Genomic DNA, 12,095 nt, shown 5'->3' with positions numbered 1-12,095 from the left:
CACGTAAACCGTGCGGCGCCGGATGGTGAGACCTTGAGGTCGTCGGCTCAGACGTTCACGCCGAAGTCCTGCGCGATGCCGCGCAGGCCCGAGGCGTAGCCCTGGCCGATGGCGCGGAACTTCCACTCCGCGCCGTGCCGGTAGAGCTCACCGAAGACCATGGCGGTCTCGGTGGAGGCGTCCTCGCTCAGGTCGTACCGGGCGATCTCGGTGCCGCCGGCCTGGTTCACGACGCGGATGAACGCGTTGCGCACCTGGCCGAAGGACTGCTGGCGGGTCTCGGCGTCGTAGATCGAGACCGGGAAGACGATCTTCTCTACGTCGGCCGGGACGCCGGCGAGGTCGACCTTGATCTGCTCGTCGTCGCCCTCGCCCTCACCGGTGAGGTTGTCGCCGGTGTGCTCGACGGAGCCGTCCGGCGTCTTGAGGTTGTTGAAGAAGATGAAGTGCTGGTCGTTGCCGACCTTGCCGGAGTTGTTCAGCAGCAGCGCGCTGGCGTCCAGGTCGAAGTCCGTGCCGGTCGTGGTGCGGATGTCCCACCCCAGACCGATGATGACCGCGGTCAGGCCCGGCGCCTCCTTGCTAAGCGATACGTTGCCGCCCTTGCTGAGGCTGACTCCCACGAGTCCTCCATTGGTGTTCTGGGGCGGGATGCCCCGTTGTGCTCGGATGTCGGATCAACGAGTCGATCCTAGTGACGGGTTCCCGCACCACCCAGGCCCTGAAGCAGGGAATTCAGCGGGTGTCGGGCGCATGACGCCCGACCGGCGTCACAGGGTGTCGAGCGCCTTCACGTAGTCGTTCAGGTCGCGCGCGTCCGGCAGGCCGTTGACGACGGTCCACCGCACGACGCCCTCCTTGTCGATGACGAAGGTGCCGCGCACGGCGCAGCCCTTGTCCTCGTCGAAGACGCCGTAGGCCCGCGAGACGTTGCCGTGCGGCCAGAAGTCCGACAGCAGCGGGTACTCCAGACCCTCCTGCTCGGCGAAGACGCGCAGCGTGTGGATGGAGTCGTTGGAGACGGCGAGGAGCTGGGTGTCGCGGTCGGAGAACTGCGGCAGGTTGTCACGCAGCTCGCACAGCTCGCCGGTGCACACGCCGGTGAAGGCGAAGGGGTAGAAGAGCAGCACGACGTTCTTCTCGCCGCGGAAGTCGGACAGCTTCACGCTCGCGCCGTGGTTGTCCTTGAGCTCGAAGTCGGGGGCCTTCTCGCCGACCTGGATCGCCATCGTGGTGGGTGTCCCTTCGTGCGGCTTCTGGGGTGGGGACCACCCTACGCAGGCACCGGGACAGGCCGATGGGCGGGCCGACAGCGTCGACCCGCCCCGTCCGAACGACTAACGCTTGGACTTGGCGGCCTTCGGCGTGGCCAGCCGGCTGCCGCTCCAGTCCTTTCCGACGCTGACGCTCTTGGACGCCGTCAGACCCGCCGTAGTGGCGGCCTCCGAGATGTCGCTCGGCTCCACATAGCCCGAACGGCCGGTCTTCGGCGTGAGGAGCAGGATCGCGCCGCCCTCTTCGATGTACGTGGTGGCATCGACCAGCGAGTCCGTCAGGTCGCCGTCGTCGTCACGAAACCACAGCACAACGGCGTCGGCCACGTCGTCGTAGTCCTCGTCCACCAGGTCGCTCTCCACAATGCCTTCGATGGCCTGGCGGAGTTCCTGGTCCACGTCGTCGTCGTAGCCGATCTCCTGGACCACCTGCCCGGGCTGGAACCCCAGCCTGGCGGCAGGGTTCGTCCGCTCCTCCGCGTGGTCCGCGGTCGCGCTCACGGGTTGCCTCCTGATCATGGTTTGGGAATGTCTCAGCCACGCGCGTGCGCGAAGCATTGGCCGTAGTCCACACGGGCGGGGCGGATCGCGCAAGTACCCGGCCGTTCAGACCGCCGAAACGGTGACGATCCTGGCCGTGTCACCGCAACTCCAGGCACACCATCATGGTCCGAGGTGACGTACACCACACCTTTCTGCCCTGTTTGGGCGTTTGGGAATCGTCTGTGGGTACGAGACTCGAATGTATTCGCCCCATACGTCACATAGCCGAGCTCCCGCCCGGGTTACCGCTCGGTAGAGATGACGTTTACGGCCCCGAGGTAGACCATGGGTGGCGGCGCAGCCGAGCGACATCGCCCAGCGACCCCAGCGAAGCAGCGGCCCCCGCACGGCCCTCCGACAGGTAAGGAACAGCGTGGCTTCCGCATCCGATCGCAACCCGATCATCATTGGCGGCCTTCCGAGTCAGGTTCCTGACTTCGACCCCGAAGAGACGCAGGAGTGGCTCGACTCCCTCGACGCCGCTGTCGACGAGCGTGGCCGGGAACGCGCCCGCTACCTGATGCTGCGGCTGATCGAGCGGGCCCGCGAGAAGCGCGTGGCCGTGCCGGAGATGCGCAGCACGGACTACGTCAACACCATCCCGACCAAGAGCGAGCCGTTCTTCCCGGGCAACGAGGAGATCGAGCGGAAGATCCTCAACGCGACCCGCTGGAACGCGGCCGTGATGGTGTCCAGGGCCCAGCGCCCCGGCATCGGCGTCGGCGGCCACATCGCCACGTTCGCGTCCTCCGCCTCCCTCTACGACGTCGGCTTCAACCACTTCTTCCGCGGCAAGGACGAGGGCGACGGCGGCGACCAGGTCTTCTTCCAGGGCCACGCCTCGCCGGGCATCTACGCCCGCGCCTTCATGCTGGACCGGCTCAGCGAGCAGCACCTGGACGGCTTCCGCCAGGAGAAGTCGAAGGCGCCGTACGGCCTGTCGTCGTACCCGCACCCGCGCCTGATGCCGGACTTCTGGGAGTTCCCGACGGTGTCGATGGGCCTCGGCCCGATCGGCGCGATCTACCAGGCGCGGATGAACCGCTATATGCACGCGCGCGGGATCGCCGACACCTCCAAGTCGCAGGTGTGGGCGTTCCTCGGCGACGGCGAGATGGACGAGCCTGAGTCGCTGGGCCAGCTCACGCTCGCCGCCCGCGAGGGCCTGGACAACCTGACCTTCGTCGTCAACTGCAACCTCCAGCGGCTCGACGGCCCGGTGCGCGGCAACGGCAAGATCATCCAGGAGCTGGAGTCGGTCTTCCGCGGTGCCGGCTGGAACGTGATCAAGCTGGTCTGGGACCGCAGCTGGGACCCGCTGCTCGCCCAGGACCGCGACGGCGTGCTGGTCAACAAGATGAACACCACGCCCGACGGACAGTTCCAGACGTACGCCACGGAGACCGGCGCGTACATCCGCGACCACTTCTTCGGTGACGACCACCGGCTGCGCGCGATGGTCGAGGGCATGACCGACGACCAGGTCCTGCACCTGGGGCGCGGCGGTCACGACCACAAGAAGATCTTCGCGGCGTACAAGGCGGCGGCCGAGCACAAGGGCCAGCCGACAGTGATCCTCGCCAAGACGATCAAGGGCTGGACGCTGGGCCCGAACTTCGAGGGCCGCAACGCCACGCACCAGATGAAGAAGCTCACGGTCGACGACCTCAAGCGCTTCCGCGACCGCCTCCACCTGCCGATCTCGGACCGGGAGCTGGAGTCCGGCGTCCCGCCGTACTACCACCCGGGCCGGGACTCGGAGGAGATCCAGTACATGCACGACCGCCGCCAGGGACTCGGCGGTTATGTCCCGACGCGTGTCGTCCGGTCCAAGCCTCTGGCTCTCCCCGAGGACAAGACATACGCGACCGTGAAGAAGGGCTCGGGCCAGCAGTCCATCGCGACGACGATGGCCTTTGTCCGGCTCCTCAAGGACCTCATGCGGGACAAGGAGATCGGCAAGCGGTTCGTGCTGATCGCGCCGGACGAGTACCGCACCTTCGGCATGGACTCGTTCTTCCCGAGTGCGAAGATCTACAACCCGCTGGGCCAGCAGTACGAGTCGGTCGACCGTGATCTGCTGCTCGCCTACAAGGAGTCGCCGAACGGCCAGATGCTGCACGACGGCATCTCGGAGGCGGGCTGCACGGCCTCGCTGATCGCGGCCGGCTCGGCCTACGCGACACACGGCGAGCCGCTCATCCCGGTCTACGTCTTCTACTCGATGTTCGGCTTCCAGCGCACCGGCGACCAGTTCTGGCAGATGTCCGACCAGCTCGCGCGCGGTTTCGTCCTGGGCGCGACCGCGGGCCGTACGACCCTGACCGGTGAGGGCCTCCAGCACGCCGACGGCCACTCCCAGCTCCTGGCCTCCACGAACCCCGGCTGTGTGGCGTACGACCCGGCGTTCGGCTTCGAGATCGCCCACATCGTGCAGGACGGCCTGCGCCGGATGTACGGCGGCTCCGAGGAGCACCCGCACGGCGAGGACGTCTTCTACTACCTGACCGTCTACAACGAGCCGATCCAGCACCCGGCCGAGCCCGCGAACGTGGACGTCGAGGGCATCCTCAAGGGCGTCCACCGCTTCAGCGAGGGCACCAGCGGCTCGATCCCGGCGCAGATCATGGCGTCCGGTGTCGCCGTGCCGTGGGCGGTCGAGGCGCAGCGGATCCTGGCCGAGGACTGGAACGTCAAGGCCGACGTCTGGTCGGCGACCTCCTGGAACGAGCTGCGGCGCGAGGCCGTGGACTGCGAGCGGCACAATCTGCTGCACCCCGAGGAGGAGCAGCGGGTGCCGTATGTGACCCGGAAGCTGGCCGACGCGCAGGGGCCGGTCGTGGCCGTGTCCGACTGGATGCGATCGGTGCCGGACCAGATCGCGCGCTGGGTGCCGCAGACGTACCAGTCGCTCGGCGCGGACGGCTTCGGCTTCGCCGACACGCGTGGCGCGGCCCGCCGGTTCTTCCACATCGACGCGCAGTCGATCGTGGTGGGGGTGCTGACCGAGCTGGCCCGTACGGGCAAGGTCGACCGGTCGGTGCTCAAGCAGGCCATCGACCGGTACCAGCTGCTCGACGTGGCGGCGGCCGACCCGGGGGCCGCGGGCGGCGACGCATAGCACCCGGAAACCTGTCGCACCCCGTCAAGGGGTGGTGCGCATCACGGGCACACCGTGGGCACACCACCCCTTCACGTTTTCTACGATGCGGCCATGCAGCAGCAGTCGGCCCGACTCCGTTGGGAACAGCACACACAGCGGCCGCTCTTCGGCCTGGCCCTGGCCTTCGCCGTCGCCTACGCCGTGCCGATCGTCCGGCCGGACGCGAGCCGGGACGTGGTGGAGGTGTGCACCACGGTGGAGTGGGTGGTGTGGGGGGCGTTCGCGCTCGACTACATGATCCGGCTGGCGCTGGCGGAGCAGCGGCTGAGGTTCGTACGGACGCACTGGCTCGACCTGGGCGCGGTGTTGCTGCCGATGCTTCAGCCGATGCGGCTGCTGCGGCTGGTGTCGACCCTGCTGCTGGTCGGGCAGCGGGCGCGGATGGCCTCGCAGATAAGGCTCACGACGTATGTCGCCGGCGCGGTGGTCGGGCTGCTGATGTTCGGGTCGCTGGCGGTGCTGTCGGTGGAGCGGGACTCGCCGGACGGGAACATCAAGACGTTGGGTGACGCGGTGTGGTGGTCCTTCACGACGATGACGACCGTCGGCTACGGGGATCACGCGCCGACCACCGGCCTGGGGCGGATGCTGGCGGTGGGGTTGATGCTCTCCGGGATCGCGCTGCTGGGTGTGGTGACGGCGAACATCGCGGCGTGGTTCATAGCGCGGTTCGAGAAGGACGACGTGGAGGAGCGCCGGCAGACAGAGGCGATACGGGAGCTCGCGGAGGAGGTGCGGGCGCTGCGGGGGGAGTTGGCGGCGCTGAAGGGGACGCCGGTGGAGTAGTGCTCGGCGCGGGCGCGGAACACAAGGCAGAACACAGAGGTGGGCCCCCGGCGCGACGGCCGGGGGCCCGTCCCTACTCCCGGGTCAGAACAGCAGGCCGTTGCCCGGAGTCGCTGTTCCGGCCAGCCAGATAATGGCCAGGAGCGTGTCGATGGCGCCCAGGATCAGGGCCACCACGGCCGTGGTCGGGCGGGAGCCCGACCAGGTACGGCCCATGGCGAGCCAGCCGCAGACGATCGCCGCGGGGCCGAGGATGATCCCCAGCACGAAGAATCCGGCGACCGCGCAGATGACTCCGATGATCCCGAGCGTCGCGCGATCCGGCCCGGTCCGTGACCACGTCCGGCCACGTGAGCGGGGGCGCCTGCGCGTACCTTGTCCGAAGCTCGCCATCATCAACTCCCGTAAACCCTCGGTCGGTTGGGGTTCGGTGCGGGTACGACATGGCGAGTACCCCGGATACGAGGCTCAATCCCGCTGCCTGCGCGCTGCCCCCCTCCGGCAGCGCGCCGCAGCGGCCGTCCCCCATGCCCTGCGGAGGACTTGACCCACTGTGACCTGCGATGCCCGCCGGAGGGGAGGGGTCAGCGGTCTTGTTCACCCTGATAGGCGAACGCCCCGTCAGGGGCCGTCAGATGTGCGCCGCGCCCGCGCCGGCCTCCGCGTTCTCACCGCGCTTGGTGAGGAACGCCACCAGCACCGCGACCACGGCGACCCCGGCGGCCACGAGGGACGCCGCGCTCATGCCGGAGATGAACGTGTCGTGCGCGACGTCCGTGATCTTCGCGGCGATCGCGTCCGGCGTGCCCGGCGCCAGCGGCGGGACACCGACCTGGACCGCCTCGGACGCCTGGTGCTCCTGCTCCGGCGTCAGCGGCGGAAGCCCCGCCTTCGTCCAGTTGTCCGCGAGGTCGGTGTTGACCTTGGAGGCCATCACCGCACCCAGCACGGCCGTACCGAGGCTGCCGCCGATCTGCATGGCGGCCTGCTGAAGACCGCCCGCCACGCCCGAGAGCTCCATCGGGGCGTTGCCGACGATGACCTCCGTGGCACCGACCATGACCGGCGCGAGGCCGAAGCCCAGCAGGGCGAACCAGAGCGACATGACGCCGCTGCCGGTGTCCGTCTCCAGGGTCGACATCCCGTACATGGCGATCGCGGTGAACGCCATACCGCCGGCGAGCGGGACACGGGGACCGAACTTGGTGATCATCGCGCCGGCGAGCGGCGAGCCGACGATCATCATGCCGGTGAGCGGCAGCAGATGCAGACCCGCGTCGATCGGGCCCATGCCGTGCACGTTCTGGAGGTAGAACGTCACGAAGAACAGGCCGCCCATGAAGGCGATGGCCATCAGGATCATCAGCACGACACCCGCGGACAGCGCCACGGACCGGAACAGCGCGAGCGGGATCAGCGGCTCCTTCACCTTCGTCTCCCAGAAGGCGAACAGCACGAAGCACAGCACGGAAGCACCGAGGAACGACAGCGTCTTGACGTCGCCCCAGCCCCACTCGGACGGCGGCGCCTTGATGAGCGCCCACACCAGGCAGAACACGGCCGTCGACAGCAGGGCGATGCCCAGGATGTCGAAGGAGCGCGGGGCGTTCTCGGCGCGGTGGTCGGGCAGGATCAGCACGCCGAGGACGACGGCGAGGACGCCGACCGGCACGTTGATGAAGAACACCGACTGCCAGTTGACGTGCTCGACGAGCACACCGCCGAGGACCGGGCCGCCCGCGGTGGACGCGCCGATGACCATGCCCCAGATGCCGATCGCCATGTTCAGCTTCTCGGCCGGGAAGCTGGCCCGCAGCAGGCCGAGCGCGGCCGGCATCAGCAGCGCGCCGAACAGACCCTGAAGGACGCGGAAGACGACGACGAACGCGATGCTGTCGGACAGCCCGATGGCCCCCGAGGCGGCGGCGAAGCCGACGACGCCGATGAGGAAGGTCTGCCGGTGGCCGAAGCGGTCACCGAGCTTGCCCGCGGTGATCAGGGAGACGGCGAGGGCGAGGAAGTACCCATTGGTGATCCACTGGACCTCGGCGAAGGTGGCGCCGAGGTCCTTCTGTATGGCCGGGTTGGCTATGGCCACGATGGTGCCGTCGAGGGCCACCATCATGACCCCCACAGCGACGGTGATGAGGGTGAGCCAGGGGTGTCCCCGCAGCCCCTTGCCCGGCGTCGCGTCCGACGGCGCCGCCGGCGCCTTGCCCCCCGACCCCGTCGTGTCGATGGTGGTCTGACTAGTCATGCGTCGAGGCTAATGACAGCCACTGACAATTGACAAACCAATTCACAAGTCGGTAACTGACAGGACACCCTCAGATAGCCTGAACTGCGAAAACAGTTCGGAGGAGAGCCGGAGGAGAGAGAGCCGCTTGAACCTGCGTGAACGCAAGAAGCAGCGCACCCGGGACGCGCTGCTGCGCGCCGCCCTCGAACTGTTCGCCACGCGCGGGTACGACGAGACCACCGTCGACGACATCGCCGCCGCCGTCGACGTCTCGCAGCGCACCTTCTTCCGCTACTTCGCCGGCAAGGAGGAGACGGCGTTCTTCGTGCCGCGGCTCGCGGAGGGTCTCGTCGTCCAGGCCCTGCGGGTGCGCCCGCCGGGCGAGGCCCCGCTGGAGGCGCTGCGCCGGGCCGTGCTGGAGAGCTGGGACACGATCAACGAGGCCGTCGAGGAGATCGTGCCGATCGACCTCCATCTGCGCGTCTACCGGGTGATCGAGTCGACGCCCGCGCTGTTCGCCGCCCATCTGCGGCGGTCGGCGGAACTGGAGGAGCAGCTCGCGCGCATCATCGCCGAGCGCGAGGGGCTGGACGTGGACGCGGATCCGCGGCCGAGGATCGTCGTGGCCCTGTTCGGCGGGGTGATTCGTGTCACCGAGCGGCTGTGGTCCGCGGGGGACGAACTCAGCCTCGCCGGAATGCGCCAACTCACCACGACATACCTGGATCAGGTGGGTCCGGCACTGGCCGGGAACTGGCGTACAGAACAGTCCCCTTAGGGCACACACCGAAACGTGATCCCGGTCACTTGGTTAACGCGAGACCCTCTCGTTCTCCTAGTGTGTCCTTTCAGTGACTTCCTTCGACACCTCCCCGCAATTGAACGTCTGGCGCGCACTGCTCGCTCTGGCCGTGGTGTTCGTGATGCTGGCGACCACCGGCTGGACGGCCCTGCGCAACCAGCGGGGCGACACACCGCTCCAAACCTCGCTCTCCGCTTGGGAGCACGGCCGGATCGGCGGTCACGGACTGCCGGACCCGCAGGCCCAGCCGACGAAGCTGGCCCGCTTCTTCGCTTCCCTCACCGAGCAGGACCGCGCGCGCCTGGTCCGCAAGTATCCGCTCGCGATCGGCAATATGAACGGCGCCCCGGTCGAGCTGCGCTATCGCGCCAACCGCGTCGCGCTCGAGCAGGCGCGCAAGATCGAGCGGGAACGCATGCACGACAGCCGCCTCACCGCGGTCGGGAAGCAAGAAGCCGGCCGAAGGATGCACCGCTTCGAAGACCTCATGGAGCAGGGCCGCCACATCCTCGCCTTCGACCCTGAGGGCTCGGGCCGGGTGGCGGAGGTCTTCGGCAATCTGCGCAGGGCGGACCGGGTCTCGGTCGTCGTGCCCGGCGTGGACACCGACCTGCTCACCTTCCAGCGCACCCAGCGCAAGTACTCGGCGCCCGTCGGCATGGCCGAGTCGCTGCACGCGGCCGAGCAGGCTGCCAACCCCTCGACGCGTACGGCCGTGATCGCCTGGGCCGACTACACGGCACCCAGCGGGGTCGGCATCGACTCGGCCACGGCGATGCGCGCCGCGGAGGGTGCCGTACGACTGAACGCGCTGGTGCGGGCGCTGCCCGGCGACAAGCCGGTCTCGCTGTTCTGCCACAGCTACGGCTCCGTGGTGTGCGGGGTCGCGGCGCGTTCGCTGCCGGGCCGGGTGGCCGACATCGCGGTGGCCGGCAGCCCCGGCATGCGCGTCGAGAAGGCCGCCCAACTGCACACCACCGCCCGGGTGTGGGCCATGCGGGACGCCGACGACTGGATCCAGGACGTGCCCTACCTGGAGGTCGGCGGTCTTGGCCACGGGGCCGACCCGGTGTCCGCCGGGTTCGGTGCACGGGTGCTGTCGGCCCAGGGTGCGAAGGGTCACGCCGGCTACTTCGAGCCGGGTACGGCAAGTCTGATGAATTTCGCAGAGATCGGCGTTGGCGCATACCGCTCGGTGCACTGCGCGCATGAAGACGGCGTCTGCCGGACCGGTTTGTCCGGCACGGCGGCGGCCTGACGCGCGTAGAGACGAAGAAATTGCGGTCTGCTCGGGAGGGGGACGGAGGAGCGCGTGCCGCATACGATGAGCCGCATGGGTGACGTACTGGCCGGATTTCATGCCGCCTGGGAGTTCGAGTCCGACTCCGTGCTCATCCGCTACGAACGGGGGATTCGAACACCTAAGCTCTTTCAGGCGCTCGGGGAACGCCGTGTCCCGCTGAACGCGATCGCCGGGGTGACGCTGACCCGCGGGAAACGCGGCACGGTCGTGCTGCGCGTCGAGCCGCGGCCCGGTGCGGACCCTCTGATGGAGGCGGCCGCCGGGCAACTGAAGGAGAGCGGCGATCCCTACCGGCTGGTGCTGCCCGCCGAGCGCGAGGTCCTCGCGGAGTACTACGCCGACGAGCTGCGGGCGCTGCTGACGGAGTCCGGGCCGGCGGAGCGGTTCCTCGTGGAGCCGCCGAAGGGGCCGTTGTCGTTCAAGGCGTACGACGGGAAGGCGTCGTTCGACGGGCGGACGGTCAACTTCCGGTGGTTCTGGACGGGCGCGTCGTCGGCGAAGTGGAAGGCCGGCGACCAGAACTTCCCCGTCGGGGAACTGAACGGGGTCGAGTGGCGCTCGCCCGAGGTGTTCGAAGGGCATCTGCGGTTGCTGCACCGGGACGCGGGCGGGTCGGCCGCGCAGGCCGACCAGGATCCGGCCGCGGTGGTGTTCGGACTGGGGTACGGGCCGGTGCACGAGTCGCTGCCGTTCGCGGCGGCGGTGCTGGCCGCGGTGCGCACGTCCAGTCCGGTGGCGGCTGTCACGGCGGGTGGACCCCGCCGTGACCCTGCGGACATCGCCGAGCGGATCCGCCACCTCGGGGAGCTGCATCAGGCCGGGTTGGTGACCGATGAGGAGTTCTCCGTCAAGAAGGCGGAGTTGCTGGCGGAGCTTTAGCGTCTGCCGGGTTCGGTGCGTTGGCGGGCGCGGGTTGTGCGTGGCTTGTCGCGCAGTTCCCCGCGCCCCTTAAGAGCAGGTCCCTCTACTCCCTGCCCGCCGAGGTGTACGCCATGTCCGCGTACCTGTCGCCTGCGACCTTGGCCGCGATCGGGTCCAGGAGGGTGAGTTCCTCGTCCGTGAGCACGATCCTGGTGGCCGCCGTGTTCTCCTCCACCCTGGACGGCTTGCGGGTGCCCGGGATCGGGATGACCGGCAGACCGTGCAGGGACGACTGCTGGTGGGCCCAGGCCAGGGCGATCTGGCCGACGGACGCGCCGTGGGCCTCGGCGACCGCGCGGATGGGCTCCAGCAGGGCCCCGTTGGCCGTCGCGTTGTCCCCCGTGAAGCGGGGCTGCTGGCGGCGGAAGTCGTCGGAGGACAGGTCCTCGGCCGTGGCGAAGGAGCCCGTGAGGAAGCCGCGGCCCAGCGGCGAGTACGCGACGAGGGTCACACCGAGGTCGCGGGCCGCCGGGACGACGTTCGTCTCGATGTCGCGGCTGAAGAGCGACCACTCCGACTGCACGGCGGCGATGGGGTGGACGGCGTGGGCGGCGTGGAGTTCGTCGGCCGTGACCTCGCTCAGGCCGAGGTGCTTGACCTTGCCCTCGCGGACCAGTTCGGCCATGGCGCCGACGCTCTCCTCGATCGGCACGTTCACATCGCGCCGGTGCATGTAGTAGAGGTCGATGACGTCGACGTCCAGGCGCTTCAGGCTCGCCTCTACGGCCTGGCGGATGTAGGGCGGGTCGTTGCGGATGACACGGCGCGTCGGGTCGTCCGGGGGGATCGACAGGGCGAACTTGGTCGCGATGACGAGTTCGTCGCGGTGGGCCTTGAAGAACGGCGCCAGGAACCGCTCGTTCTCGCCGGCGCCGTAGGCGTCGGCCGTGTCGTAGAGGGTGACGCCCCGTTCGAGCGCCCGTTCCAGGGTCGCCCGGGAGGCGTCCGCGTCCGAGGGGCCGTAGCCGAAGTTCATGCCCATGCAGCCGAGGCCCTGGACGCCCACCTCGGGGCCGTCGTCGCCCAGCTTCGCCGTCGTGATCCTGCCGTCCGTCATCGGGACC

Annotated in this window: 11 protein-coding genes; 5 read left to right on the top strand and 6 right to left on the bottom strand. The window is 69.0% G+C overall.

The window, feature by feature from the left end; translation table 11 throughout:
- Positions 1-47 precede the first annotated feature (47 nt).
- The 3 genes from ACFTZL_RS30600 to ACFTZL_RS30590 all read right to left on the bottom strand — a co-directional run bounded on the left by ACFTZL_RS30600 (position 48) and on the right by ACFTZL_RS30590 (position 1,775).
- Positions 48-623 carry a TerD family protein gene (locus ACFTZL_RS30600; protein ID WP_382492964.1) on the bottom strand — a complete coding sequence of 192 codons (576 nt, stop codon included), beginning with the start codon at positions 621-623 and terminating at the stop codon, positions 48-50.
- Positions 624-770: 147 nt separating this feature from the next.
- Positions 771-1,229, bottom strand: coding sequence for a peroxiredoxin (locus ACFTZL_RS30595; RefSeq protein WP_189724922.1), 459 nt, complete (start codon positions 1,227-1,229; stop codon positions 771-773).
- Between the two features lie 108 nt (positions 1,230-1,337).
- Positions 1,338-1,775, bottom strand: coding sequence for a DUF3052 domain-containing protein (locus ACFTZL_RS30590; protein ID WP_382589045.1), 438 nt, complete (start codon positions 1,773-1,775; stop codon positions 1,338-1,340).
- A gap of 415 nt (positions 1,776-2,190) precedes the next feature.
- Between ACFTZL_RS30590 and aceE the strand changes: the two genes are divergently transcribed.
- Together aceE and ACFTZL_RS30580 are read left to right on the top strand one after the other, a co-directional pair.
- Complete coding sequence (gene aceE, locus ACFTZL_RS30585; protein WP_382589042.1) at positions 2,191-4,938, top strand: pyruvate dehydrogenase (acetyl-transferring), homodimeric type; 2,748 nt, start codon at positions 2,191-2,193, stop codon at positions 4,936-4,938.
- A 93-nt stretch (positions 4,939-5,031) separates the two neighbouring features.
- Positions 5,032-5,766, top strand: a complete 735-nt coding sequence (locus tag ACFTZL_RS30580; RefSeq protein ID WP_382589039.1) for a potassium channel family protein — start codon at positions 5,032-5,034, stop codon at positions 5,764-5,766.
- Between the two features lie 84 nt (positions 5,767-5,850).
- Here ACFTZL_RS30580 and ACFTZL_RS30575 read toward each other — a convergent pair whose 3' ends face one another.
- Together ACFTZL_RS30575 and ACFTZL_RS30570 are read right to left on the bottom strand one after the other, a co-directional pair.
- Complete coding sequence (locus ACFTZL_RS30575) at positions 5,851-6,162, bottom strand: small hydrophobic protein (RefSeq protein ID WP_382589036.1); 312 nt, start codon at positions 6,160-6,162, stop codon at positions 5,851-5,853.
- Between the two features lie 235 nt (positions 6,163-6,397).
- The gene (locus ACFTZL_RS30570; protein ID WP_382589033.1) at positions 6,398-8,023 is read right to left on the bottom strand and encodes an MFS transporter; all 1,626 of its coding nucleotides are present in this window, start codon (positions 8,021-8,023) and stop codon (positions 6,398-6,400) included.
- Between the two features lie 127 nt (positions 8,024-8,150).
- Here ACFTZL_RS30570 and ACFTZL_RS30565 point away from each other — a divergent pair, with 127 nt between their 5' ends.
- From ACFTZL_RS30565 to ACFTZL_RS30555, 3 genes are all read left to right on the top strand, one after another.
- Positions 8,151-8,783 carry a TetR family transcriptional regulator gene (locus ACFTZL_RS30565; RefSeq protein WP_382589030.1) on the top strand — a complete coding sequence of 211 codons (633 nt, stop codon included), beginning with the start codon at positions 8,151-8,153 and terminating at the stop codon, positions 8,781-8,783.
- A 73-nt stretch (positions 8,784-8,856) separates the two neighbouring features.
- Positions 8,857-10,065 carry an alpha/beta hydrolase gene (locus ACFTZL_RS30560; RefSeq protein WP_382589027.1) on the top strand — a complete coding sequence of 403 codons (1,209 nt, stop codon included), beginning with the start codon at positions 8,857-8,859 and terminating at the stop codon, positions 10,063-10,065.
- A 66-nt stretch (positions 10,066-10,131) separates the two neighbouring features.
- Positions 10,132-10,989 carry a DUF4429 domain-containing protein gene (locus ACFTZL_RS30555; protein ID WP_382589051.1) on the top strand — a complete coding sequence of 286 codons (858 nt, stop codon included), beginning with the start codon at positions 10,132-10,134 and terminating at the stop codon, positions 10,987-10,989.
- An 85-nt stretch (positions 10,990-11,074) separates the two neighbouring features.
- On the opposite strand, the gene ACFTZL_RS30550 is transcribed toward ACFTZL_RS30555, so the two are convergent.
- Positions 11,075-12,088, bottom strand: a complete 1,014-nt coding sequence (locus tag ACFTZL_RS30550) for an aldo/keto reductase (protein ID WP_382589048.1) — start codon at positions 12,086-12,088, stop codon at positions 11,075-11,077.
- Between the last annotated feature and the right edge of the window lie 7 nt (positions 12,089-12,095).

This window comes from Streptomyces sp. NPDC056948 (assembly GCF_042674225.1).
GTDB classification, from domain to species: domain Bacteria; phylum Actinomycetota; class Actinomycetes; order Streptomycetales; family Streptomycetaceae; genus Streptomyces; species Streptomyces purpurascens.
The sequence above is the reverse complement of the archived record's forward strand: the minus strand, read 5'-3'. Positions and strand labels throughout refer to the sequence as shown.

Coding starts and splice junctions, on each gene's coding strand:
- ACFTZL_RS30580 (WP_382589039.1), top strand. CDS start 5,032: ATGCAGCAGCAGTCGGCCCGACTCCGTTGGGAACAGCACACACAGCGG.
- ACFTZL_RS30570 (WP_382589033.1), bottom strand. CDS start 8,023: ATGACTAGTCAGACCACCATCGACACGACGGGGTCGGGGGGCAAGGCG.
- ACFTZL_RS30550 (WP_382589048.1), bottom strand. CDS start 12,088: ATGACGGACGGCAGGATCACGACGGCGAAGCTGGGCGACGACGGCCCC.
- ACFTZL_RS30595 (WP_189724922.1), bottom strand. CDS start 1,229: ATGGCGATCCAGGTCGGCGAGAAGGCCCCCGACTTCGAGCTCAAGGAC.
- ACFTZL_RS30555 (WP_382589051.1), top strand. CDS start 10,132: ATGAGCCGCATGGGTGACGTACTGGCCGGATTTCATGCCGCCTGGGAG.
- ACFTZL_RS30575 (WP_382589036.1), bottom strand. CDS start 6,162: ATGATGGCGAGCTTCGGACAAGGTACGCGCAGGCGCCCCCGCTCACGT.